20 protein-coding genes and 2 pseudogenes are annotated in these 25,299 nt (G+C 63.9%); 12 read left to right on the top strand and 10 right to left on the bottom strand.

The annotated features are described in order from the left end of the window. Positions 1-135 precede the first annotated feature (135 nt). Positions 136-576 (top strand): GNAT family N-acetyltransferase, encoded by a 441-nt coding sequence (locus LOY26_RS10225; RefSeq protein ID WP_186659974.1) that lies wholly within the window; start codon positions 136-138, stop codon positions 574-576. 11 nt (positions 577-587) lie between these two features. Here LOY26_RS10225 and LOY26_RS10220 read toward each other — a convergent pair whose 3' ends face one another. The 7 genes from LOY26_RS10220 to mdlC form a co-directional block, all read right to left on the bottom strand. Beyond that, a complete protein-coding gene (locus LOY26_RS10220) occupies positions 588-3,065 on the bottom strand; it encodes a TonB-dependent siderophore receptor (RefSeq protein ID WP_258714680.1) in 2,478 nt (825 codons plus the stop codon). A 520-nt stretch (positions 3,066-3,585) separates the two neighbouring features. Then, complete coding sequence (locus LOY26_RS10215) at positions 3,586-4,533, bottom strand: FecR domain-containing protein (RefSeq protein ID WP_186659970.1); 948 nt, start codon at positions 4,531-4,533, stop codon at positions 3,586-3,588. Between the two features lie 3 nt (positions 4,534-4,536). After that, positions 4,537-5,046: a sigma-70 family RNA polymerase sigma factor gene (locus tag LOY26_RS10210; RefSeq protein ID WP_033697249.1), complete on the bottom strand. Its 510-nt coding sequence runs from the start codon at positions 5,044-5,046 to the stop codon at positions 4,537-4,539. Positions 5,047-5,221: 175 nt separating this feature from the next. Then, positions 5,222-6,475 carry an OprD family porin gene (locus tag LOY26_RS10205; protein WP_186666485.1) on the bottom strand — a complete coding sequence of 418 codons (1,254 nt, stop codon included), beginning with the start codon at positions 6,473-6,475 and terminating at the stop codon, positions 5,222-5,224. Positions 6,476-6,593: 118 nt separating this feature from the next. Further along, the gene (locus LOY26_RS10200) at positions 6,594-8,069 is read right to left on the bottom strand and encodes an aldehyde dehydrogenase family protein (RefSeq protein WP_258714679.1); all 1,476 of its coding nucleotides are present in this window, start codon (positions 8,067-8,069) and stop codon (positions 6,594-6,596) included. Positions 8,070-8,083: 14 nt separating this feature from the next. Then, positions 8,084-9,424, bottom strand: a complete 1,341-nt coding sequence (locus tag LOY26_RS10195; RefSeq protein ID WP_258714678.1) for an aromatic acid/H+ symport family MFS transporter — start codon at positions 9,422-9,424, stop codon at positions 8,084-8,086. 61 nt (positions 9,425-9,485) lie between these two features. Continuing rightward, positions 9,486-11,072 (bottom strand): benzoylformate decarboxylase, encoded by a 1,587-nt coding sequence (gene mdlC, locus LOY26_RS10190; protein ID WP_186659961.1) that lies wholly within the window; start codon positions 11,070-11,072, stop codon positions 9,486-9,488. Positions 11,073-11,198: 126 nt separating this feature from the next. On the opposite strand from mdlC, the gene LOY26_RS10185 reads away from it, so the two are divergent. After that, the gene (locus LOY26_RS10185) at positions 11,199-12,095 is read left to right on the top strand and encodes a LysR family transcriptional regulator (RefSeq protein WP_186659959.1); all 897 of its coding nucleotides are present in this window, start codon (positions 11,199-11,201) and stop codon (positions 12,093-12,095) included. Here the strand turns inward: LOY26_RS10185 and LOY26_RS10180 are convergent. Next, entirely contained in the window at positions 12,092-13,423 is a 1,332-nt protein-coding gene (locus LOY26_RS10180) for an MFS transporter (RefSeq protein ID WP_258714677.1), read from the bottom strand. The two genes, LOY26_RS10185 and LOY26_RS10180, sit on opposite strands and share 4 nt — an antisense overlap. Positions 13,424-13,987: 564 nt before the next feature. On the opposite strand from LOY26_RS10180, the gene mrdA reads away from it, so the two are divergent. Further along, a complete protein-coding gene (mrdA, locus tag LOY26_RS10175; protein WP_258714676.1) occupies positions 13,988-15,880 on the top strand; it encodes a penicillin-binding protein 2 in 1,893 nt (630 codons plus the stop codon). A 6-nt stretch (positions 15,881-15,886) separates the two neighbouring features. Continuing rightward, positions 15,887-16,003 (top strand): annotated as a pseudogene (locus LOY26_RS10170) (sigma-54-dependent Fis family transcriptional regulator); the annotation flags it as partial. A 105-nt stretch (positions 16,004-16,108) separates the two neighbouring features. On the opposite strand, the gene LOY26_RS10165 reads toward LOY26_RS10170, so the two are convergent. Then, on the bottom strand, positions 16,109-17,596 hold the full coding sequence (locus LOY26_RS10165; protein WP_258714675.1) for an aldehyde dehydrogenase family protein: 1,488 nt from the start codon (positions 17,594-17,596) through the stop codon (positions 16,109-16,111). A 201-nt stretch (positions 17,597-17,797) separates the two neighbouring features. Between LOY26_RS10165 and LOY26_RS10160 the strand changes: the two are divergent. The 8 genes and pseudogenes from LOY26_RS10160 to LOY26_RS10125 all read left to right on the top strand — a co-directional run bounded on the left by LOY26_RS10160 (position 17,798) and on the right by LOY26_RS10125 (position 24,730). Then, positions 17,798-18,950 (top strand): annotated as a pseudogene (locus tag LOY26_RS10160) (amine dehydrogenase large subunit). A gap of 15 nt (positions 18,951-18,965) precedes the next feature. Beyond that, positions 18,966-19,502, top strand: coding sequence for a MauE/DoxX family redox-associated membrane protein (locus LOY26_RS10155; protein WP_258714674.1), 537 nt, complete (start codon positions 18,966-18,968; stop codon positions 19,500-19,502). Positions 19,503-19,505: 3 nt separating this feature from the next. Further along, entirely contained in the window at positions 19,506-20,135 is a 630-nt protein-coding gene (mauD, locus tag LOY26_RS10150; protein WP_186666462.1) for a methylamine dehydrogenase accessory protein MauD, read from the top strand. A gap of 14 nt (positions 20,136-20,149) precedes the next feature. After that, a complete protein-coding gene (locus LOY26_RS10145) occupies positions 20,150-20,671 on the top strand; it encodes a methylamine dehydrogenase light chain (protein ID WP_027595339.1) in 522 nt (173 codons plus the stop codon). 4 nt (positions 20,672-20,675) lie between these two features. Beyond that, positions 20,676-21,194, top strand: a complete 519-nt coding sequence (locus tag LOY26_RS10140) for a cytochrome c (RefSeq protein WP_033698713.1) — start codon at positions 20,676-20,678, stop codon at positions 21,192-21,194. A gap of 573 nt (positions 21,195-21,767) precedes the next feature. Next, positions 21,768-22,682, top strand: coding sequence for a transcriptional regulator FeaR (gene feaR, locus LOY26_RS10135; RefSeq protein ID WP_258714673.1), 915 nt, complete (start codon positions 21,768-21,770; stop codon positions 22,680-22,682). A 145-nt stretch (positions 22,683-22,827) separates the two neighbouring features. Then, positions 22,828-23,226 (top strand): cytochrome c family protein, encoded by a 399-nt coding sequence (locus LOY26_RS10130; RefSeq protein WP_258714672.1) that lies wholly within the window; start codon positions 22,828-22,830, stop codon positions 23,224-23,226. A 184-nt stretch (positions 23,227-23,410) separates the two neighbouring features. Then, positions 23,411-24,730 (top strand): hypothetical protein, encoded by a 1,320-nt coding sequence (locus tag LOY26_RS10125; RefSeq protein WP_186666539.1) that lies wholly within the window; start codon positions 23,411-23,413, stop codon positions 24,728-24,730. Between the two features lie 52 nt (positions 24,731-24,782). On the opposite strand, the gene LOY26_RS10120 is transcribed toward LOY26_RS10125, so the two are convergent. Then, positions 24,783-25,292 (bottom strand): nuclear transport factor 2 family protein, encoded by a 510-nt coding sequence (locus LOY26_RS10120; protein WP_186666537.1) that lies wholly within the window; start codon positions 25,290-25,292, stop codon positions 24,783-24,785. Between the last annotated feature and the right edge of the window lie 7 nt (positions 25,293-25,299).

Here is a 25,299-nt window from a genome sequence, read left to right as displayed (position 1 = left end):
TCATCGAGGCTGCCGACGATGCGCCCTGCATCGTATACGGTGCATTTTTCTGAAAACTGCCTTATATGCATCGTATTTGATTCATAAGAACCTGCAGTTTTTACATCGCGCACGCACGCCTAGAGGTGAACAATAATGGACTTGCGATCAACCATACGACTCGCCCAGCCCGAGGACGTCGAGGCGCTTTTTGCGCTGGACGCGATCGCTCGGGGTGATCGGCAACGGCAAACATTCATTGCAGACGCGGTCGCCTACGGCCAATGCTGGGTGGCCGCAGACGCGCACGATACATCCCAGCTGACAGGGTATGGCGTGCTCAACGATACCTTCTTCGATCAACCGTTCATTGCGCTGGTCGTGGTGAAGGAATCGGCACGCCGCCGCGGTATCGCGGCGGCCATCATGCGCACACTGGAGTCGCAGTGCCGGGGTGGCAAGCTGTTCACGTCGACCAATGCTTCAAATGCGCCGATGCAGGGTGTGCTGGCTCAACTCGGTTTCATCAGGAGTGGGCAGATCGACAACCTGGATGACGGTGATCCAGAGCTCATCTTTGTCAAATTCCTCTCCTGAAATCGCGCCGGTCACCAATCGTAGGTCATCTCCACCGAGGCCACGCGCTCCTGGCCATAGTAGCAACCGAACGCATAGTTGCAGTCCGACACGTACTCGCGGTCGAAGATGTTCTGCACGTTCACGCTGGCCTGCAGGCCGCGCAGGCTTGGGTCGAGTTTGCCCATGTCGTAGCTGACGGTGGCGTCGTATACCGCATACGCCGGTACGTCGAACGAATTGGACGAGTCACCCGGTTTGCGGCCGGTATAGCGTGCGCCTGCGCCGAATGTCAGGCCATTGAGCATGGCCTGGGTGAAGTGGTAATCCACCCACAGCGAGGCCGAAACCGGCGCTTGCGATTCGCTGCGGTTACCTTGGTCGCCATAGTTGCTCTTGATATAGAACGAGTCGATGTAGGTTGCAGCGGCCAGCACATCGATATTGTCGAGGGTGGACTTGAGCTCCAGTTCAACGCCGCGCGAACGTACCTCGCCATCCTGCGCCTGGTACTGGGGGTTGTCGTCGTCCTGGGTCAGCACGTTCTTCTGCGTGACCTGAAACACCGAGGCGGTCAGCAATGTGCCCTCGGCCGGCTGGTACTTCACCCCCACTTCGTACTGTTCACCCTCGGTCGGTTCAAACGACTTGCCAGCGGAGTCCGTGCCCAGCGTCGGCAAGAACGACTGCGAATAGCTGACGTAAGGCGCCAGACCGAATTCGGTGACGTAGGTCAGGCCGATACGGCCGGTGAACTTGTTGTCACGCTGCGAGGCGATGCTCTTGGCCAGCAGGTCCTTGTTGTCGATTTCGGCCCAGTCCTGGCGGCCGCCCACGGTCAGGATCCACTGGTCCAGCTTGATCTGGTCCTGCACGTACACACCGGTCTGGCGAACCGTGTTGTCCCATTGGGTGTCCAGCACCGGGGTCACGCTGCTGGTGTCGTAGTTGTTCTTGCCATACAGGTCGACCGGCAACACGTTGTAGGCGTTGTAGCCATCGTATTTGCGCGAGAAGTGGCGGTAGTCCACACCTGCGAGCGTGGTGTGCTGCAGCGCGCCGGTGTTGAACCTGTATTCCAGGTTGTTATCGAGGGTGTAGGCGATATTGTGCTGGCGCCAGTCGAGCTTGACCCGGTTGGCCCGGGTGTAATCGACGCTGTCGCCGTCCGAGACGAAGCTACGCAGGTAGAACCCTTTGTAGCGATCCCGCACATCGGTGTAACGCGCCGTCGAACGCACGGCCAGGTCATCGCTGAAGCGGTGAGTGAAGTCATAGCCGAAGATGTACTGGTTGCGCTTGTAATCGTTGTAGTGCGAGTCGCCCGAGAAGAAGTCGCGGTCGATGTGCTGGCCCGTCGGGCCACGCTTGAGCGAGCCGATCATCGGCAGCGACTGGTAATCGGCAGCGCCGTCGTCACGCTGCACCTGCGCCAGCACGGTGAAGGAGGTGTCCTCGTTCGGCGACCAGGTCAGGCTGGGTGCCAGCAGCAGGCGTTCGCTATGGGCGTGGGCCACCTGTTCGTTGCCCTTGTTGGCAACACCGACCAGGCGATAGGTAAACTCGCCCTGCTCATCCAAGGGGCCGCTGGTGTCGAAGGCACCGTTGGCGCGGTTGTAGCTGCCGGCGCCCAGCTTGACCTGGCTACGCTGCTCGCGGGTCGGGCGCTTGGAAACCATGTTGATCAGCCCGCCCGGCTGGTTTTGCCCATAGAGCACCGACGAGGGGCCTTTGAGCACCTCGATGCGCTCCAGGGTGTAGGGGTCGATCTGCGGTGCACCGCCCAGGCTGCCGGCATACGGCACGTATGCGCCGTCCAGGTACAGCGGGGTCGGGGCAAAGCCACGGCTGGTGATTTCGTCGGCAATGGTGTTGCGGTCGGTGAAGCCGCCCGTGGCCAACCCCGGCGTGTAGCGCAGTGCCTGGGTCAGGTTGCGCGCGCCCTGGGCCTGCACCTGGTCGGCGGTGATCACGTTGATGGCCTGGGGTATTTCCAGGATCGGTGTATCGGTCTTGGTGCCTGTCGCACTGCGGGTGGCGACATAGCCGTTTACCGGGCCATAGGCCGATTCCACGGCGGTGCCGGTAATGCTGGTGCTGTCCAGTTGCAGCGTCGCGGCATCGCCGACCATGGGCAGCAGCGAGTAGCTGCCATTGGCCTGGCGCAGCACCTGCAATTTGCTGCCCACGAGCAGTTGGCGCAGGCCGGCCTCGGCACTGTAGCGGCCATGCAAGCCGGGTGAGCTCAGCGATTGGACGTAGGACGGCTCGAAGGAGACCGTCACCCCTGCCGCTGCCGCGAACTGGGTAAGCGCCGAGCCCAGCGGGCCGGCCGGGATGTCGAACGCGGCATCGGCGCGGGCCTGGGCGACGGCGGGCTGGGCAATCATCACCGCAGCCAGCGGGGTCGCCAGGGTGATGCTGAACAGTGCGCGATGGACTGAGCGGGCCAGTGCGGTTTTGGCGGAGTTGATGAGGATGACGGGGGTGCGAGTGTCTGTGGGGAGCATGGTATTCCTTTCGCCCTGCGGCAGTTTTTATGGCGTCTGAGGCGCCTCTACTTACAAGTCGAATGAGAATCGGAATCGGTAACCCCCCTGATGTAAAAAAGGGCGCGTTTATGGAATGGGGCTTGGCTGCGATTTTCGGGTTGGGAGATGGGTAAAGGCGACCCTGTGTTTGCCACGGCATTTTCAGCGCCTGTGAGATCGAGCGCCGCAGGTGCCAGGCTCGGCATTTTCGGCGCCTATGAGATCGAGCGCCGCCCGCGCGGCGCATCGCGACGCAAGGCCGCTCCTACATTTGTTTCGGGCCAATTATTCCTGGGGGATTGGCGCGCGGCCCCTTGGTGCCCCCTCAATATCGCGTCGTACAAACAAGGCGGTCGCGCGCAAATGCCACTGGCCTCACTGGCCCGAAACAAATGTAGGAGCGGCCTTGCGTCGCGATGCGCCGCGCGGGCGGCGCTCGATCTCATAGGCGCTGAAAATGCCGTGGCAAACACATGGCACCCCCTCAATACCCTCCCCCTCAAACCGACTCAACACGCGCCCAATACCGGCTGAACCGACGAACACGCACCGGCAAGGTAGTCGTGAGGTTATCCAGCACAGTGTCGATATTGCCCAAATGAAAAGCCCCAGACAGCCGCAGCTCACTGACCGCCTCATCACACCCCAGGTGCCCAGGCCGATAGCGTTGCAATTCGCTGACCACATCGCCAAGGCGCCAGTCATCCACCAGCAGCATGTCGCGGGTCCAGGCGTCAGGCAGCGCGGTGGCGGGCTGCACCAGCCCTACGCCATCGGCGCGAAAACTCAGTTGCTGGCCGGCCTCGACGCGCGTTGCGGCCAACGCATGCGCGCTGCGCACCTCCACGGCATGCTCCAGCACACAGACCCGAGTGCTGTCGGCATCGCTGCGCACGGTGAACCGTGTGCCCAGGGCACGGATGCTGCCTTGATCGGTATGCACGATGAACGCTCGGGCCTGCTCGTCGCGGGCAGTTTCCACCGCTATCTCACCGCCCAACAGGTGCAATGCTCGCCATTGGGCGCTGTAGCGGATATCCACCGCCGTGGCCGTGTTCAACTGCAAGCGGCTGCCATCCTGCAAGCGCAGCGAACGGCGCTCGCCAACCCCTGTGCGCTGGTCGGCCATCAACCGCGCAACGCCCCCCTCGTTCCAGGCCAGCCCCCCTGCACCGCCCGCCGCCAGCACGATCGACATCACCTTGAGCACCTCGCGGCGCTTGGCCCTGGCAGTGCTCAGGGTCGGGCGGGCGATGCCCGGTGCCACCTGTTCGAACGTGCCCTGCAAGCGCGCCAGGCGTTCCCAGGCCTGCAGGTGCAATGGATGGCTGTGCAACCAGCGCTGGTGCGCCGCGCGCGTGCTGTCATCCGCATCGCAACGCAACTCGACATACCAGCGCGCAGCGGCTTCGAGCACACGCCGGTCCAGGGGCTGAGCCTCTGCCACGGTTCAGTCCTCGGCCAGCATCAGGCAATGGGTCAGCGCACGCACGGCGTGCTTCTTGACGGTGGTGACCGAAACGTCCAGCCGCCGCCCGATCTCGACATAACTCAGGCCATCGAGTTGCGCCATCAGGAAGATTTCACGGGTGCGGGCGCCCAGGCCGTCGAGCAGGCGATCGATCTCCAGCAACGCTTCGATGATCAACGTGCGCGCTTCGGGCGAAACCTCGAACTGCTCGGGGCGGGCGGCCAGCGTTTCCAGGTAGGCCTGTTCAACGGCCCGACGCCGGAACATGTCGATCATCAGGCTGCGCGCGATACTGCTCAGGTAGGCCCGTGGCTCACGCAGCTCGGCCGCCTTGCGCAGGGTCAGCACGCGGATGAAGGTGTCCTGGGCCAGGTCTGCGGCATGCTCGACACAACCGAGCTTGTTGCGCAGCCACCCACACAACCAGGGATGGTGCTCGGCGTAGAGCGTGTGCACGGTTTTTTGCAGGGAGGGGTCAGCGCAGGACATGGAGTGAACCGGCAAGGGCGTCTTTAATAATGACTCTCATTTAACCTGAGTCATCAGGGGTTTCGCAACTCTCATTGAGCCTAAACCTGCGGCCCGGAACACTGTCTCTTCGACGTGCTCGTGCAGGTTCGGCACACCGGCAAGGCCGGAAAGGGGCGCACAGCGCCCCCAGCGGTCACAACGAAAACGGATAACTCACGATCAACCGCGTCTGGTCGAAGTCACCACTGAAGCTGCGCCGGTTGCTGGCGTTGTTCAACCGAATGTTGAGGTTCTTCAAGGTGCCACTCTGGAAGGTGTAGTTCACCTCGGTGTCACGCTCCCACTCCTTGCCATTGCTGCCCGCCCCCGTGGTGGCATTCTCGCCGTGCCCATAGCGCACCATCGCCAACAACCCTGGCACGCCCATCGCGGCAAAGTTGTAGTCATAACGCACCTGCCAGGATCGCTCGTCGGCGTTGCTGAAGTTGCCATTGAACATATCGTTGCCCAAGGTCCGGCCACTGCTGCCATATACCGACATCCACTGGCTGTCGCCGCTGACCTTCTGCAACCCCAGGTACACCGTGTGCCCGCTGTGCGAAGCCGACACCAAGCCATACGCCGTGCGGCTCTGGATATCGCCAATGCGCGCCTGGCCGTCTTCCTTGTCGATGAAATAACCCAGGTTGGCCGCCAGCGTCCAGTTACCCAGCGGCTGCGTGTGCAGCAGGTTGAAGTAGCTTTGCTGGTAGATGTCTTCGAGCTGCGAATGCCAGGCCCCGACCAGCGTGCGCTGCTGGTTGAAACGGTACTCGGCACCGGCGTAATTGAACCCGTCAGCCATCACCCCCGGCGCCGCCCAGGCCGACAAGTCCTGCATGTTGGACGAGTTGCGCAGGCTCACCTCACGGTACTGGCCAGCCTGCAGGCTCAGGCCTTCTATCTCGCGCGAGTCGAGCATCGCCCCGCGAAAGGTCTGCGGCAGCAAGCGGCCATCGTCGTAGCGCAACAGCGGGATGTCGGGCATCAGCTCGCCCACCTTCAGCTCAGTTGCCGAAATGCGCAGCTTGGCCGCCAGCCCGGCCCGCCCATAGTTGTCTGCCGCACGCCCGTCATCGTGCACCGGCAGCAACTCGGAGCCACTGGCATCGCGGCTGCTGTCCAGCTTCATGCCGAACAGGGCAATGCCATCCAGGCCGACGCCGACCAGGCCAGGGGTATAGCCGGAGGTGAACTTCAGAATGAAGCCCTGGGCCCACTCGTCGACCTTGCTCTTGGCCGCACCCGAATCGCGAAAATCCCGGTTGAAGTAGTAGTTGCGCAGCGTCAGCCCAGCCTTGGCATCTTCCAAGAAGCCGCCCTCCTCGGCCCAGGCAGGCAGGCTCAGGCCTGACACCAGCGAAACAGCAACGGCCGTACGGGCCAGGGTGCAAGACGTGTCGATCATTATTATTGTTCTCCGCTTTTCATGGACGCAGCCGGCCCCAGCGGGCGGCTCGGCGCCCGTCATCGGGTGGCTGCTGGGGTGCCCGGCCGGGCCGGGCAGCACTCAGGGGTTCAGTGCATCAGAAGGGGTACGCGCGCGGCGTGTGCTGCACGCTGACCCAGTGATCGCGGGTGAACTCATCGATCGCCCAGTCACCGTTGAAGCGCCCGAGCCCCGAGTTTTTCTCGCCCCCGAACGGCGCATTGGCCTCATCGTTCACCGGGATATCGTTGATGTGCGTCATGCCCGCACGCACCTGGCGGGCAAAGCGCACGGCACGCTCCAGGTTGCGGCTGAACACCGCGCTGGAAAGCCCGAACTCGCTGGCGTTGGCCAGCGCCAAGGCATGGGCTTCATCGCGCGCACGCAACAGGCCGACCAGGGGGCCGAAGATTTCATTGCGGGCCAGGTCCATGTCGACCGTGACTTCGCCATACACATGCGGCGCCAGCAGGTTGCCGGTCACCCCACCCTCGTACAACGGCTCGGCGCCCTCAGCCCGGGCCAGGCTGATTTTCTCTTGCAGGCCCTGCAGTTGCCGGGCGTTGATCACCGGGCCGATCACCGTTGCCGGCAAATTCGGGTCCCCCACCACCAGCGCTTTGACGCGTGCGACGAAACGCTCGGCAAACGCGTCGTAAAGGCTGTCATCGATAATGATCCGGTTCACCGCCATGCAGATCTGCCCCTGATGCAGGAACTTGCCGAACACGGCAGCGTTCACCGCCTGGTCGAGATCGGCATCGTCCAGCACCACGAACGGGCTATTGCCGCCCAGTTCCAGCGCAACATGCTTGAGGTGCTGGCCACCGCTGGCGATACGGCCGATGCCGCGCCCCACTGGGGTGGAACCGGTAAAGGTGATCAACGAGGGCAGCTCATGCTCGACAAACGCATCGCCGATTTCACTGCCTGCACCGACCACCACGCTGAGTACGCCCGCCGGCAGCCCGGCTTCTTCGAAGATGCGCGCCAGCAGCAAACCGCCGCACACCGGCGTATCGCTGGCGGGCTTGACCACCACGGCATTGCCCAGCGCCAGGGCGGGGGCAATCGAGCGTTGGGTCAGGTGCAAAGGGAAGTTCCACGGGCTGATGACCCCGACCACGCCCAAGGCGCTGCGGTACACACGGCTTTCCTTGCCCGGCACGTTGGAGTCGACGATACGCCCGTGTACCCGCGACGGAAACGACGCAGCCTCCAGCGCAATCGCCCGCGCCGCGCCCCATTCCAGTTGCGCCTTGAGCCGGGTGCTGCCGGACTCGCGAATGATCCACTCGACGATCTCTTCGCGGCGACGGTCAAACACCGCCACCACCTCATGCAGCACGGCCGCCCGCGCCCCAGGCCCCAGGCCCGCCCATTGCGGCTGGGCCTGGGCGGCAGCGCGGTAGGCCGCATCCAGGTCATCACGGTTGGCCTGTGGAATCTGCAGCAACAAGGCGTCGTCGAACGGGTTGTGCACGTTCAGGGTCTTGCCGGCAGCGCCGGCGCGCCATTGGCCGGCAATCGGCTGCAGGTGAAGGTCACGGTAACGCGGGCAGGTATCAGACATGAAAGGCTCCTTGGTCAAAACGTAGGTTTGTTGGCCGCTTCCGGCGCGTCGGCCGGTTGCGGTGCACGCACGTGGATGCAGACGATGGCCAGCGCACCGATCACCCCCGGCAAGGCGAAAGCCAGGAAGTTCTGCTGCAACGGCAACTGCATGGACAGCAGGCTGCCACCGAGCATCGGCCCTGCAATCGCACCCAGGCGGCCGATGCCGGCGGCCCAGCCGACGCCGGTGGAGCGGATGTGCGCGGGGTAGGCAATCGAGGCATAGGCGTGGATGACTGCCAGGGTGCCGATGGTGGTGGCCCCGGCAACCAGCAACAGCAGGTTCAGCAGCACAGGGCCAGGCTGCAGGCCCAATGCCGCCAGCGACAGGGCGGCCAGCACGAAGAACAGCGCCAGGGTGCGCTGCACCCCAAGCCGGTCGGCCAGCCAGCCGCCGAACAGCGCACCCAGCGTGGCGCCGATGTTCAGCGTCACCAGAAACGCAAGGCTCGAGCCCAGCGGATAGCCACCCTGCGCCATCAACTTGGGCAACCAGGTGTTGAGGCCGTAGCTCATCAGCATGCACATGGCGAAGGCCACCCACAGCAGCAAGGTTGCCAATGCCTGGCCCTTGCCGAACAACTGCGCCACGCGCGCCGTGCGCACCGGCTGGCCGGCGCCCTGCAGGCGCAGCTCGGTACCTGGGCGAAACGCCGGGTCGACCTTGACCAGCAGCCGATCAAGCTCGTCACGGCGGCCCTTGAGCTCAAGAAACGCCGCCGACTCAGGCAAGTACCGCAGCATGAACGGCACCGCCAGCACTGGCAGCACGGCCACGTAGAACACTGCCTGCCAGCCCCACTGCGGGATCACCACGATCGCCAGCAGGGCCGACAGCACCGCACCCACCGAGTAGAAGCTGGACATCACGGTGATCATGGTGCTGCGCCGCCCCTGGGGGGCGAATTCGCTGATCAGGTTCACTGCGCTCGGCACCAGCGCCCCCAGCGCCAACCCCGTCACCAGGCGGCATGCGCCGAGCTGCAGCGGGGTGCTCGCATGCCCGGTCATGAAGGCGGCGCAACTGGCCAGCAAGGTGGTCAGGATAATCAGCTTGCGCCGCCCATAACGGTCAGCCAGCGGCGCCAGCAAGGTGCCGCCGAACAACATGCCGAACAGTGCACAACTGCCCAGTGTGCCGGCTTCGATTGCACTGAGTTGCCACTCTTGCATCAGGCGCGGCACCACCGAGCCGTAGATCACCATGTCATAGCCGTCGAACAGCATGATGAAACAGCCCCACAGCAGTATCAGCAGGTGGGTGCGATTAAAGGGTGCAGCATCGATCACTTCACTGACGGAAGTCGTCTTCATAGCCACCTCGGTTTTTTATTGTTGTTGTGTTTCGCGCCAGGCGCGGCGGTTGCCCGATGCTTCAGGGAGCAATGGTCTGGGTCGGTACCTCGATCAGCACGGGGCGGTTACCCGCCAGGGCCGCGCTGAACGCACGGGCGAACTCGGCACCGGTTTGCGCCTGCACAGCCTGCACGCCGTACCCCTGGGCGATGGCGCAAAAGTCCAGGCCTGGCACGTCCAGCCCTGGCGCATCGCTCACGTTCAGCACATCGGCAAACCAGCGCAGCGCCCCATAGGTGCCGTTCTTCAGAATGATGAACACTACCGGGATGTTGTACTGCGCAGCCGTCCACAGCGCGGTGATGCCGTAGTTCGCCGAGCCGTCGCCGATGATGCCGATGACGCGCCGCTCGGGGGATGCCAGCTGCACGCCGACCGCCGCTGGCAGGCCGAAACCCAAGCCCCCTGCGGCCGGGAAGAAGTAGCTGCCCGGCTCACGCATTGCAACACGCCGCCAGAAGGCACCGACCGTGGAGGTGGACTCCTTGACGTAGATCGCGTTGGCGGGGGCCAGGCGGTCGATCAGCTCGAAGACCGTTTCCGGGTGCAGCAGCCCGCCGTCGTCGGCCACCGGCTCCGGCTGCGGCAAGGCCACCGGCATGGGCCGCTCGCTCGGCGTCACGCCCGCCACCAGGGCTTCAAGTGTCAGCGCGATATCCGCGACCAGGGCATCACCCATCGGAGCGCGCGCGGCCTCGCCAGGGTCGCAGGTCAGGTGCAGCAGCTGGCAGTCGGCAGGCAGGTAGTCGCCCGGTGCATATTGGTGATAGCGAAACACCGGTGCCCCCACCACCAGGATGAGGTCGTGCTCCGCCAGGCAGCGGCTGATGCCCGCGATCGAAGCCGGCAGTACCCCACGGAAACACGCATGCCGCGTCGGGAACGGGCAACGTGAGGCCGACGGCGCCACCCAGGCGGTCATGCGCAGCTTTTCCGCCAGTTGCACCGCCAGGCCGTTGGCCCCGCAGCCATCGACATCCGGCCCCAGTACCAGCACGGGGTTGCGCGCCGCCGACAAGCGCTCGCACAGCCCCTGCACCTGTGCCGGCGAAGCCAGCCCGGCACTGGCTACCTGCCGACGGGCCAGATGCTCGACGCCCTTCGGTGCTTCGCAGGCCCAGTCGTCATAAGGGATCGATACATACACAGGGCCGCGTGGCGGCAGGCTGGCAGCATGGATCGCCTGGCTGAGGGCACGCGGCACATCCTGCGCCGAGGCCGGTTCGTGGCTCCACTTGACCAGCGGCTTGGGCAACTGCGCCGCGTCCACATTGGCCAGCATGGCCTCCACGCCGATCATGCTGCGTACCTGCTGGCCGGCGGTGATCACCAGCGGGCTGTGGGAGTACCAGGCGTTGGTCAGTGCGCCCATGCCATTGCCGGTGCCGGCGGCGGCATGCAGGTTGACGAACGTCGGCTGGCCGCTGGCAAGCGCATAGCCGTCGGCCATGCCCACTACCGCCCCTTCATGCAGGCCCAGGACATAGCGAAAATCTTCTGGGAAGCCCTTGAGAAACGGCAGCTCGTTGGAGCCAGGGTTACCAAACATCGTGGTCAGGCCATGCTGGCGGAGGATGTCGTAGGCGGCGCTGTGAACAGTTTTCATAAAGACCCTTGCAGCTCGTTTTTAGAATTTGGATTACTTTTGCAGCCGCTACCAAATTGATCAAATCGATACTATCTTTGACAAAAATAAAACTGATCTATATGACCACGCACGACGCGAGTGCCCATGAGCCACATTGACCTCAACCTGATCCGCACCTTCGTCACCCTTTACGAAGCCCGCAGCGTCACCCTCGCCGCCGAGCGTTTGTTCGTCACCCAACCTTCGGTGAGCTATGGCCTGGCGCGCCTGCGCGAGCTGTTCGACGACGCCCTGTTCAGCCGCACCCGTGACGGCATCCAGCCGACGTTCGTTGCCGACCAGCTGTACGCGACGCTGCGCGATGCACTGACGCGCATCGAAAGCGCCGTGCAGAGCACCCGCCAGTTCGACCCTGCCAGCACCGAGCGCAGGTTTCGCATCGCCCTCTCCGACCTTGGCGAAATGGGCTTTTTACCGCTGATTCTGGCGCGCCTGAACCGCGAGGCACCGCAGGCCGAGGTCGAAGTGCTGCCCTTGCAGGTCGACCAGGTGGGCGAGTGGCTGGCCAGTGGCAAGATCGACGCTGCGATTTGCCGCCCACCCGTGCCCGGCACCCGCAGCCAGGTGCTGATGCACGAGCGCTACGTCTGCCTGCTGAGCAGCGCCCACCCGCGCATCGGCGACAGCCTCAGCCTTGAGCAGTTCGTTGCCGAGCGCCACATCACCGTCACCCGCACCACCGGCCACGGCAGCGTCGAGGATGTGCTGAACAGCATGCAGGTGCAGCGCCGCATCAGCCTGCACGTGCCGCACTTCTCGGTGCTGCCCAAGATCATTCCCGGCACCGACCTGCTGGCGGTATTGCCGGCCCAGATCGCCAGGCTGTTCATGCAGGACGGCGGCTTGAAGATGCTCGAATTGCCCTTCCAGGTGGCCGCGTTCGATGTCTCCCTGAACTGGCACCCCAACAGCGACAACTCTGCCGCCCTGCAATGGTTTTGCGCGACGGTCGCCGAGGCGATCATCGATGGCCAGGCCTAGGCGTCGACCAGGGCGGGCTGCGCCGGCCTTGCCGCTGGCCGGAGCAACAGCAGGCAACCTGCGGCCAGTACGAAGACAATGGCGAACACCCCGTACAGGTGCAGCGGTTGCCAGCCCCCATCGAGCAACACGCCGGCCACGGTCGGCGACAGGATGGCGCCGATCCGGCCGATGCCGATGCCCCAGCCCACCCCGGTGGCGCGCACTGAAGCGTCATAAACCACCGGCGACAGGGCATACAGCCCCGCCACGCAGCCGTTGGAGAACAGCCCGATCAGCAGCCCCAGCGCCAGCGCTGCGCTGACCGATGAACCGCTCGCCACGAACAGCACCAGCAGCCCGGCGGTGATCAGCATGAACATCGACAACACGCGGCTCAGTGGCCAGCGCGACGACAAGCCACCAATCAGCGCCGCCCCGAGGATGCCGCCAACGCTCAGCAGCACCCCGCCGGTGATGCCCTGCTGCGCCGACAGGCCTGCGGCAACCAGCAGTTTTGGTGTCCAGCTCATGACGAAATAGAACCCGAACATCACCAGGAAGAACAGCAACCAGATCACCAGGGTGGTGCGGCGCATGTCGGGTGTCAGCAACTGCCTGAACCCGGTGGCAGCGCCTGGCACCTTGAGCTGTGGCGCCGGCAATGCTGACAGTGCCGGCTGCCCCAGTTTGGCCGCCAGGCGGTTGACCCGCGCCAGGGCATTACGCGGGCGACGCGCCAACAAGAAGTCCAGCGATTCCGGCAGCCACAACAGCACCAGGGGGATCACCAGCACGGTGACGATGCCACCGAACAGAAACACCGAGCGCCAGCCCCAATGGCCCAGCAACCATACCGCCAGCAAGCCGCCAAGCGTGGCGCCCAAGGCATAACCGGTGGACTGCAGGCTCACCGCCAGGCCGCGCCAGCGTTTGCTGGCATATTCGCTGGCAATCACATTGCTGCTCGCCAGAATGCCGCCGATGCCAAGCCCGGTCAGGCCGCGCAGCAGCGCCAGTTGCAACGGGCTCTGGCTCAAGGCCGAGAGCAGCATGCCAATACCGGAGAGCGCAAGGCAGAACAGAATCAGCGGGCGGCGGCCGAAACGGTCGGCCCACGGCGCGATGAACAGCGACCCGGCCGCCATGCCGAACAGGCCGGCGCTGAGCAACAGCCCCACCTGCGCCCCGCTCAGGCCCCACTCTGCAGAAACCGAAGCCGCCGTGAAGGCCATCACCAGCACATCGAAGCCATCGATCATGTTCAGCACGATGCAGATACCAATGGCCACGCACTGGAATCGGCCCATCGGGTCATTGTCCAGACGCTGCTTGAGGTCGGTGTTCATGGGGTCACCTGCCGGCCGATGCTGACCACAGACGAGAGAGAAGACGTGCACACGCAAGGCGAGCAGCAGAAACCGTGACGGTTCCACGCCCGTGATAAGCCATTCATGACTGGACCCTTCTTGTAATTGTTGTCGCGCACGGCCGGAGGGCTCTGGCCGTCGTCAGGCGCTAATCAACCAGATAATGGATCCATAGACAATATGGTGAATTTTGGCTAAACCACCACATGGCACAGAAATTGGCATTCACCAAAAAATATTTACTGTTTTTATCAGCATTTTCAATTAGTTATGAATTTAGCAATTTTTAGTTTTTCCGTTCGTTTACCGCACACCTGTTTTTATGGATCCACAAAGTACCTTTCTGCGAGCCATTCATCACGCCAACGAGCGCAGCCATGAACAAATCTTCATGTTGCCCGTAAGCACCCTGATCACGGGGGCCAACGGCCGATCGCCAGCCCCCGCCAACGCCTGCCTGCCTTGAGGGAAAAGGACGCGTTGCGTAGCATCGCCGGCCCTGGGGCCGCTGCCCGGCCACACCGCTACCCCTCAGAGTTCCCCATGCCCCAACCCATCCCCCTCAAGGACCACGAAAAGGAAAAGCACCTGGTCAATCGCCGGCTACTGGCCTGCGCTGCCCTGGTCTTCAGCCTGGTCGCGGTCCTGGTGGGCCGCCTCTATGTGCTTCAGGTCGTGCAGCATGACCAGCAAAGCGCCGTGTCGGAAAACAACCGCGTGCACGTGCTGCCCATCGCCCCCGAGCGCGGGCTGATCTACGATCGCAACGGCGTGGTGCTGGCAGACAACAAACCCAGTTTCGACCTGACCATGACCCGTGAACGGGCAGGCGATTCGGCCAAGGTGCTCGATACCCTGGCGCAGGTCCTGAGCCTGACCGAGGATGACCGTAAACAGTTCGAAAAGGACCTGCGCCGCGGCCGCAAACCGTTTGAGCCGGTCACCCTGCTGGTCGGCCTGAACGAAGAACAGATCGCCCTGATTGCGGTCAACCAGTTCCGCCTGCCAGGCCTTGATGTAGAGCCGCAGTTCATTCGCGAATACCCCCTGGCCGAGCATTTCGCCCATTCGGTGGGGTATGTCGGGCGCATCAACGAAAGAGAAGCCAAGACCCTCGACAGCACCGAGTACCGGGGCACCCAGTCGATCGGCAAGACCGGCATCGAGCACTTCTACGAAGGCCAGTTGCACGGCCAGGTGGGCTACGAAGAAGTCGAGACCAACGCCCAGGGCCGGGTCATGCGTGTGCTCAACCACAAGGCACCGACCCCCGGCAAGGACATCATCCTGAGCCTGGATGCCCACCTGCAACTGGCCGCCGAAAAGGCCCTGGGCGATCGACGCGGCTCGGTGGTGGTACTGGACCCGGCCAACGGCGACGTGCTGGCGATGGTCAGCAACCCAAGCTTCGACCCCAACCTGTTCGTCAAGGGCATCAGCTTCAAGCAGTACGCCGCCCTGCGCGACTCGATCGACCGCCCGCTGTTCAACCGCGTATTGCGCGGCCTGTATGCGCCGGGTTCGACGGTAAAACCGGAAGTGGCCATCGCCGGCCTCGACAGCGGCGTGATCACACCTGGCAGCCGGGTGTTCGACCCGGGCTACTACGAACTGCCCAACTACGCGCACAAGTACCGCAACTGGAACCGCAGCGGCGACGGCTGGGTGGACATGTACACCGCAATCATGCGGTCCAACGACACCTACTTCTATGACCTGGCGCACAAGCTGGGGATCGAGCGCCTGCACGATTACATGGCCGAGTTCGGCCTGGGGCAGAAGGTGTCGCTGGACATGTTCGAAGAAGCGTCCGGGCTGATGCCGTCCGCCGAGTGGAAGCGTGCCACGCGGCGCCAGGCCTGGTTCCCCGGCGAGACGTTGATTTTGGGTATCGGCCAGGGCTACATGCAGGTCACCCCGCTGCAGTTGGCCCAGGCCACCAGCCTGCTGGCGAGCAAGGGCGTGTGGCACCGCCCGCACCTGGCCATGACCGTGGGCGGCGAGACGCCGGTCGACCCCAACCCCATGCCCGACATCGTGCTGCACGACAAGCACGCCTGGGACCAGGTCAGCCAGGGCATGCAGATGGTCATGCACGACCCACGCGGCATCGCCCGCGCTTCGGCGGCCGGCGCTCAGTACCGCATCGCCGGCAAGAGCGGCACGGCGCAGGTGGTGGCGATCAAGCAGGGCGAGCGCTACAACCGCAACAAGACCCTGGAGCGGCACCGCGACAACGCCCTGTTCGTCGGCTTTGCCCCGGCTGATCACCCGAGTGTGGTGGTGGCAGTCATGATCGAGAATGGTGAAGCGGGCGGGCGCGTGGCGGGGCCCGTGGTGCGTGAGGTGATGGATGCCTACCTGCTGGATGAGCAGGGGCATCTGAAACCGGAGTATGCGGGGAATGTGGCGAGCAAGGCGGTGCCGCATAGTTAGAGGTGGTTGTCGCGCAACATCACACGAACCCGGCTGATTGCGATTGGGGAATTGATGGTGAACAAGCGGCGTGACCAGGCGCAGCAGGCGCTGGATAACCGGGTGATGCGGCTGTCGATCTGAGAGGTGCGTTGCCAGTACCCGCGAAGAGGCCAAACCCAAGACAAGCAACTAGCCGCCTCCCCTCTATCTCCCGACGAACAAACCGCAATCCTCCCTGAACATTGATCAATACCTGATCATCACCGACTTGAGCTCGGTGTAATCCTCGATGAACGCACTGCCAAACTCGCGCCCGACCCCAGATGCCTTGGTCCCACCAAACGGCACCGCAGGGTCGAGGAAGGTGTGCATGTTGACCCAGACCGTGCCCGCCTCGATCTGCGGAATCAACCGCAGCGCCTTGGACAGGTCATTGGTCCACAGGCTCGCGGTCAAGCCATAGGGGCTATCGTTCATCAACGCCAGCAGCTGCTCCTCGTCATCGAACGGCAGCACACAGACGATCGGGCCGAAGGTTTCCTCGCGCAGCAACGGGTCGTTGGCATCGTTCGCCAGCACCACCGTGGGCTCGACGAAATAGCCCGGCCGATCGAGCGCTCTCGCCCCGCAGATCACCGTATTGCTGGCACGCGCACGCGCGAAGAAGCCAAGAATCTTCTCACGGTGCGCAGCATTGGCCAGGGGGCCAAACTGGGCCTCGGGGTCCAGTGCCGAACCTATCTTCAACTGCCCCAGTGCCTCCCCCAGCTTGCGGGTGAAGGCCTCGACCTTGCTGCGGTGCACATACACCCGCTCCGGTGACGCACACACCTGGCCCTGGTGCACAAAGGCCGTTTGCAGGATGCCCGCCACAGCACTGTCCACATCCACATCGGCCAACAACGCTGCCGGGTTCTTGCCGCCCAGCTCCAGCGTGGCGCGGGTCAGGTTGGCCGCCATTGCGGCCTTGCCCACGGCGATACCGGTCGGCACCGACCCGGTGAATGCCACCTTGGCCACCTGCGGATGCTCGATCAACCACTGGCCCGCCTGCCCGCGCCCGTTGACCACGTTGAACGCACCCGCCGGCACCCCCGCTTCTACCGCTAGCTCAGCGATGCGCAGCAGCGTCAGCGGCGTGAATTCGCTGGGCTTGACCACAATGGTGCAACCGGTCACCAGGGCCGAGGCGATTTTCCAGATGCCGATCATCACCGAAAAATTCCACGGCACGATGCCTGCCACCACACCTACCGGCTCGCGCAAGGTGAAGGCGGTATAGCGCTCGCCGCCGAATGACGGCAGCGACGGGGTCATGGTCTGGCCGGTGATCTTGCTTGCCCAACCCGCGAAGTAACGCAGGAAAACTACACTTTGAGCGATCTCCAACCCGCGCGAGAGGTTGATCGACTTGCCCGAGCACAGGGTCTCCAGCTGAGCCAGCTCCTCGGTATTGGCCTCGATCAGGTCGGCCAGGCGGTTGAGCACCACGCCTTTCTGATAAGGCGAAACCTGCGCCCAACTGCCCTTGAAGGCTTGCCGAGCGCTGAGCACTGCACGCGCCACTTCCGCCTCGCTGACCTCGGCGACACGGCTGATGACGGCGCCGCTTGACGGGTCGTGAATGTCGACCGAAGGTCCCGCTTCACCCGCCAGGTACTGGCCATCGATGAAATGGCCGTGGGGCCTGGCGAGGAACTCGACCACGGCAGGTAACAGCTGGATATCGCTCATGAGATGACTCCTGGAGGGCAGCGCAAAAGTAGGTGCGGGCCGATCTTCAGGCCCTTGCCCACCCGCCTGCCAGCCCCGAAGGGCGTTTTGTCAGGGAGCCTCAAGAGAATGTCACGCTGGCCAAATCACCACCACGGCCCAGGCGGCACACTGCGATCACTGCGATTTCTGCATAACCCATAACAACATCGGAGATAGCCAATGCGTCGCGTAGACAGGCTTAGCATCTCGGCAGCCTTGGCCTTGGCCCTGGCCGCGAGCACAAGCGCGGTGCGGGCCGACCTGCCCGCCGAAGAGATCGGCCAGAACAGCCTGCCGTTCCCGCCGGACCCACACCGTGTGTACATCCTCGATGTGGACTTCAAGAACCCGATCGCCGGCAAGGTGGTGGTGGTCGACCCCAAGGCCAAACGCATGCTCGGCATGACCACCAACGCCTTTGTCGCCCCCACCGCGCTGAGTCCGGACAACCGCACCCTGTACTCGGCCAACCTGTTCTACTCGCGCGGTACCTACGGCGAGCGCACCGACGTGCTGGTGGCCTGGGACACCCAGACCCTGCGCCCGCAATGGGAAGTGGTGCTGCCCACCAAGCGCGCCTCGACGCTCACTGAGAAGTACGCCATGGGCGTCAGCGCCGACAGCAAGCTGGCCTACGTCTTCAACCTCACGCCGTCGACCTCGGTGACCGTGGTCAATACCCAGACGCACAAGGTCGCCAGCGAAGTCGCCATCAGCGGCTGCGTGCTCAACTACCCGGTCGGCAAACGCAGCTTCGCCTCGCTGTGCGGTGACGGCCAGCTATTGGTGGTGACGCTGGATGACGAAGGCAAAGAGGTCTCGCGCACCCAGACGCCCTTCTTCGACCCGAACAAGGTCCGCCTGAACGAGCGCGCCATCGCCAATGGCGACACCTACTACTTCACCACCACCCACGGCGAGGTGTACCCGGTGAGCTTCGAAGGGGGCAAGGCCAAGCCGCAGCCCACCTGGTCGCTGGTCAGTGACCAGGAGCGCCAGCAAGGCTGGGCACCGGGTGGCTGGCAAGCCCTGGCCCTGGCGCCGGGCCTGAACCGCTTGTATGCGCTGATGCATGACCAGCACACCGATGGCAAATGGGAAGACCCGAGTACCACCATCTGGGCCTTCGACCTGAAGACCGGCAAAAAAACTCGGCACCCTCGACTCACCCAAGCCGGTCTGGAGCCTGCAGGCAAGCCATGACCAGGCGCCCATCCTGGTGGCCACCGACCTGGAAGGCGGCGTGCAGTTCTTCGACCTGACCACAGGCAAGCACAGCGGTGCCATGGACCAGATCGCCGACACACCAGTGCTTACCTTCGCCCCTTGGTAAACAGGAGACCCGATCATGCTCGACCCTGTCCTCGTGATTGCCAGCAGCACAGCCCTGGCGGCGCTGCTGGCCAGCGCCGCCAGCCACAAGCTGCGCGACCGGCGCGCCTTCAGCGCCATCGTGCGCGCCTACCAGGTGCTGCCCTCGCCCCTGGCCCCCGCTGCCACGGCAAGCCTGGCGCTGGCTGAGCTGGCCCTGGCGCTGGCCCTGCTATTGCCCGCCTGGCGCGCCAGCGCAGCGCTGGGGGTAGCCCTGCTGATGGCGCTGTATGCCGGCGCCATCGGCGTCAACCTCTGGCGCGGGCGCCGCGACATCGATTGCGGCTGTTCAGGCCCCGGCGCCACCCAGCCCCTGCGCCCGGTGTTGTTGCTGCGCAACCTGGTGATCACCGTGCTGGCCGGCCTGGCGGCATTGCCCATGGCAGAGCGCGCACTCGGTGGCCTGGATATTTTCGTGGTGATCGCGGCAAGTGCCGTGGCGCTGCTGCTTCATGTCGCGGTGGATGGCCTGCTGGCCAACCAGCCGCGTCTTGCCAAATTGACGGGGAGATAACCCATGCAACTGCTCATCGCATCGAACATTCTGCTCTGGCTGCTGCTGATTGCAGTGGCCTTCACGGTCATGGCCCTGGTGCGCCAGATCGGCGTGCTGCATGGCCGTATCGCCCCGGCCGGGGCGCTGATGGTGGACAAAGGCGTAACCGTCAACGACCCCGCCCCACAGGTGACCGCCGCCGACCGCCACGGCCGCCCGGTGAACATCGGCTACCACGGCGAGCGTTCGCAGTTGCTGTTCTTCCTTGCCCCTGGCTGCCCGGTGTGCAAATCGCTGCTGCCGGCGATCAAGTCGATCGCCAAGGACAACAACGGCGCGCTGGACGTGATCTATGTCAGCGACGGTGATTTCGCCGAACAGCAAGCGCTGATCGAAGCCAACGATTTGCAGCAGGCCACCTACGTGGTCGGCCCCGAGATCGGCATGACCTACCAGATCGGCAAGCTGCCCTACGCCGTGTTGATCGACCAGGCCGGCACCCTGCGCGCCAAGGGCCTGGTCAACTCCCGCGAGCACCTGGACAGCCTGTTCGAGGCCGTGCACCTGGGCAGCGCCAGCCTGCAGCAGTACCTGCACGGTAACCACGCGCATGGCCACGACCACGCCCACCCACACAGCGCGCAGCACTGATCGCGGAGCACACCATGAGTTTTCTCGACAAACTGTTTGAACGCTCCAGCCGCCACGTTGCCGACACCACCTCACGGCGCAAGGTGTTGGCGCGCCTGGGTTCGCTGATTGTCGCGGGCGCGGCGCTACCGGTGCTGCTGCCGATCGACCGCACCGCCAAGGCGCTGGCCGCCGAGCAACCGAAGATGGGTGACCCTGGCGACCCGACCAGCTGCGACTACTGGCGCAACTGCTCGATCGACGGCTTTCTGTGCTCGTGCTGCGGCGGCTCGATTACTTCCTGCCCGCCCGGCACCGATGCCTCGCTGGTGACCTGGATCGGCACCTGCCGCAACCCGGCCGACGGCAAGAACTACATCATCTCGTACAACGATTGCTGCGGTAAGCACGCCTGCGGCCAGTGCGCCTGCTCGCGCAACGACGATGAACAGCCGTTGTATCGGCCCTTCAACAACAACGACATCAACTGGTGCCTGGGTGCGGAGTCGAAGATCTACAACTGCACCGTGACCATCATCCGCGGCGTGGCGGTATAGCGCCGTGAAGGGTCTGACGGCGTTGCTGCTCCTGTGCCTACTGGCGCCCGTCGCCCAGGCCAGGACCCTGCCCAACCCCAACCAGCGCCCGGCACAGGGTAACGAGGTGCCACCGGTGCCGATTGCCCAAGCCGGGTACTCGGTGCCGGTGAACTACCAGTTGCAGTGCGCCGGCTGCCACCGGGACCACGGCGAGGGCTCGGCGGCCAACGACACGCCGCGCATGCAGGGGTTTGTCGGCAACTTTCTGAGGGTACCGGGTGGGCGCGAGTTTCTGGTGCGGGTGCCGGGGATTTCACAGTCGGCGCTCAACGATCAGCAGATAGCCGATTTGCTGAACTGGCTACTGGCGCGGGACGGGATGGCTGGCAACAGTTCACCCGAGCAATGGCCACCGTACAGCGGCGAAGAGGTGCGCCGGGTGCGCCAGAGCAGCATGCTCAACCTGCCCGATGTGCGGGGCGGGTTGATTGACGCGATGCGGGCTGAGGGGATTGTTATTGGGGATGGGCTTGGGCGCTGAATTGTGGTTGTTTTGGTGGGGGTTCGCCATGACGCTTTTAGCGCCTGTGAGATCGAGCGCCGCCCGCGCGGCGCATCGCGACGCAAGGCCGCTCCTACATCTGTTTCGGGCCAATTATGCCTGAGGGATTGGCGCGCGGCCCCTTGGTGCCCGCCTCAATATCGCGTCGTACAAACAAGGCGGTCGCGCGCCAATGCCACTGGCCTCACTGGCCCGAAACAAATGTTGGAGCGGCCTTGCGTCGCGATGCGCCGCGCGGGCGGCGCTCGATCTCATAGGCGCTGAAAATCCCCAGCCATGCACTTCGACTGCAACATCTAGAAACACCCCTGCCCCGAAATTGATACCTCCCGACGCATCCCACCCAAGAAGATCCTCCACCCCCTCCCGCCACCCTCATCCCCTAAAAATTAAATTCATTAAAAAACAAATAATTAGCAGATTAACTCCTCCACCCCCTCAAATCCCAGGCCCGTTTTTTGCTTGAAATTTCAAGTGAATTGTAATGCTTTACCCCCCATCCAAGAGTTCGCCCAAGCGACCCGTTCCACGTCTTACCGTGCGAGGCCACCCATGACACCAGCGACCCGTGTTTGCGACGATCACTTCCAGGCCTGGCTCAGCCAGGTCAACGAAGCCTGCGGCCACTTCAACGCCCGCAAGCTCGACGCAGGCTTCGTCGGCCAGCTCGAAAAGTGCCAGGTAGGCCAGATTTCCATGAGCATCGTCGACATGACCCACGTCCACCTGTTCCGCAGCGCCCGGGAGATTCGCGCCAGCGGCGCCGACAACTACTACGCCGTGCTGCAGATGGCCGGCACCTCGCATATCGAACACCAGGATGCCCGCATCGAGCTGCGGCCCGGCGACCTGACCCTGATCGACGCCAGCGCCCCACTGGACATGCACTTCCACCAACGCTCACGGCAACTGTCACTGATCCTGCCGCGCCCCCAGGTGCAGAGCGGTACCCGCGGCGTGAGCGTGGCCTGCGCAAAACGCATCGAAGCGCAAACCCCATTGGCCAGCATGGCCCGGCAGATGATGCTCGAGGCCGGCCGCACCCAACACATGGCCAACAACGAAAGCCAGGCCGTGCTCGATGCGCTGATCGCCCTGCTGCGCCCGGCCATCACCCATGACTCAGTGCCCGGCAGCCATCAACGGATGTTCCGCAAGGCCCTGTCGCTGATTGACCAGCGCATCACCTGCGAGCAGCTGACCCCTGAACTCATCGCCCATGAAGTGGGCATCTCCATGCGCAGCCTGTACCGCATCTTCGCCAAGCACGACTTGGTCATCGCCCAGTACATCCGTAACCGCCGCCTCGACTTCTGCGCCGAAAGCCTGCGCAACCCGGCGATGGACCAGAAAGTATCGTCGCTGGGTTATGCCTGGGGCTTTTCCGATTCGAGTTACTTCAGCACCGCGTTCAAGGGCCGCTTTGGCATGACCCCGGGCGAGTACCGCAAGCGTCACGCCAATTGACCCCTGTGGCGGGCCACACGCAACTGACAAGCCCAGCAAACACCCTGGCAGGCATAACAAAACCTGCCGGCCGGCACTGGCACACAATCAAACCGAACACCAACAAGAAGCAGCCCGGCGCTGCCTTACCCAGGAACCGTGCGTGATGTCGACCGTCGTATCCAGCAAGCTCATAGTGCCCTTCCTGCTTGCCGCCCTGGCCAGCCCGCTGGCCTTGGCCGAAGACTGTGCAGCCCCGCAACGCCAGCAAGGCGAACAGGTATTCGCGCGCGACTGTGCGGCGTGCCACTCGGCGCAAAAGGATGGCCCGACCCTGATGGGCCCCAACCTGCACGACGTGGTGGGCCGCACCCCCGGTAGCGTGCCAGGGGCCAATTACTCCCAGGCCATGAAAACCCGCCAGGCGGCCTGGACGGCACAAGCCATCGGCGCCTTCATCGCGCAGCCACAAGCCGCGGTGCCCGGCACCTACATGCCTTACGCAGGGCTGCCGGATGCCGACGAGCGCCAGTCGGTGACGTGCTTCCTCGCCGGCCTCAAGTAACGCTACCTGCCCACGAAGGCCCCGCAACGGGGCCTTCTGCGTTTTTCCCACCCCCTCGCATCAGCTTGGCACAATGCCAAAGGCAACTGGCAGCCAGGGCAAAAGCCCGTGCCGGGGCTTGCTTCATGATCATTGGCATGTCTTCGGAACTTCTGCCAAAAACCATGACAAAGGAAGCCAGACCATGCACCACCGCCCGTACCGCCGTACCTTGGCCGCACTCCTGGCCGGGGCTTCGCTGGGTGCGTCCGCGCACGAGCTGTACAGCGATGCCGAACGTCACCTGAACGCCAATGTGGAAGCCGTGTTCGGTGCATTCCACAGCGAACGAAGCTACGTGATTGGCCGTGACCAACCCGGCTCTACCTCCTGGCAAGAGGGCTACATCAAGTATGGTTTGAGTGCCGACCAGCGCCTGGGGAGCATGGGGGCGTTGTATGGCGCCTTTGCCCTGCTCAGCTCGGCGACCTGGGGGGACGGTGACGCAGCAGGCTTCAGCGACGGCAGCGAACGCACCAGCAAGATCGAAGATGCCTACCTGGGCTGGAAGTCCGGCAACCTGGTACCGCTGCTGGGCGAGGACGGTATCGACCTGTCGTTCGGCAAACAGATGGTCGCCGTGGGCGATGGTTTTCTGCTTCAGGGGGACTCGCTGAACGTTGGCCATGGCCTGGCCGATGGGCAGTTCAACCGGGGTGGCGCCTACTACCTGGCGGCGCGCAAGAGCTTCGACAAGACCGCCGTGCTGCGCCTGGGTGGCAGCAGCGGCTGGCGCGGCGACCTGATGTGGCTGCAATCGGACAACCGCGCCCAGGCCAACACCGAAATGCACGTCGCCACCCTGGAACACGTGGCGGACGCTGGCACGGTCGGCCTGACCTACATCGCCACCACCCATGTCGACGAGCAATACGCCTCGCCCCAGCAACTGGAACGCGACGGCATGAAAACCTACAGCCTGCGTGGCCAGGGCAATGCCGGGGTAGACAACCTGTTCCTGTCCGGGGAATACGCCAAACAGGACAAGCCCCACACCGCCACCGAGGATGCCTGGTATCTGGAAGCAGGCTGGACCTTCGCCAACCTGCCCTGGCAGCCGAACCTGAGCTACCGCTACAGCCGCTTTTCAGAGCAGTACGACACCTTGTTCTACGGCCTTGGGCGCGGGTTGGGGACGTGGTTCCAGGGCGAAGTGGCGGGCAACTATGCCGGGCCGTTCAATAGCAATGCGCGGGTGCAGAAGGTAGGCCTGGTGGTCAGCCCGAGCCCCACGCTGAACCTCGGGGTGATGGCGTTCAACTTCGATACCATCGACCGCAGGTTGGGCAATGTGGACGGGCGTGAGCTGGATATCTATGCCGAATGGACCCTCAATGATCACCTGATGGTCGTGCCCTTGGTGGGGTTGTATCAGCCGGATCGCAGTGCCGAGCAAGGGGGGACGCAGTTGGGCAGCAACAATGACAACCTGTATGGGCAGGTGGTGTTCGTCAGCACGTTTTGAGCGGGAGACTGCTGGGGCCGCAAAGCGGCCCCAGCAACAATGGCCCTACGCTCTACTCAGGCACCGGCAACGGCGCCTCGCTGTTCCACCCCGTAACCGGCCGGCTGAACAGGTTCTCGGTCTGGAAATGCGCCATGCGCCAGCGCCCCTCTTCAAACGCAAAGCGCACCGTCAACCGGGCGGCATTCAGGTGCGACGCGCCGTCGGCAAAGGTACTGGTCTGCAACATCACCCAGCGCCCAAGCCCTTCATCACCGGCCACCTCGATCACCTCGCTGGTCAGGAAGTGCACATTCAAGGCAAAGTGCGCCGGCGTCTTCATGTAGGTGGCAAACATCGCGCGGATCGCCTCGCGGCCACGGTAGCCGCCAAAGCTTTCGGCGTACTTGGCGCCCTTGCCTTCCCACACCGCCTCACGGCAGAACAACCCCGCCAGTTCATCGAGCGGTGAGCTGGCGTCCAACTGGTCGCACAGCGCCATGTAGCGGTTCATGCAGACGCGGATGGCCTGCTGGTGTTCGAAGCAGAGCAGCCGGGCCTGCAGTTCAAGGATATCGGTCATGGCTACG

The organism is Pseudomonas sp. B21-047, assembly GCF_024748775.1.
Classification (GTDB): Bacteria; Pseudomonadota; Gammaproteobacteria; order Pseudomonadales; family Pseudomonadaceae; genus Aquipseudomonas; species Aquipseudomonas capeferrum.
The sequence above is the reverse complement of the archived record's forward strand: the minus strand, read 5'-3'. Positions and strand labels throughout refer to the sequence as shown.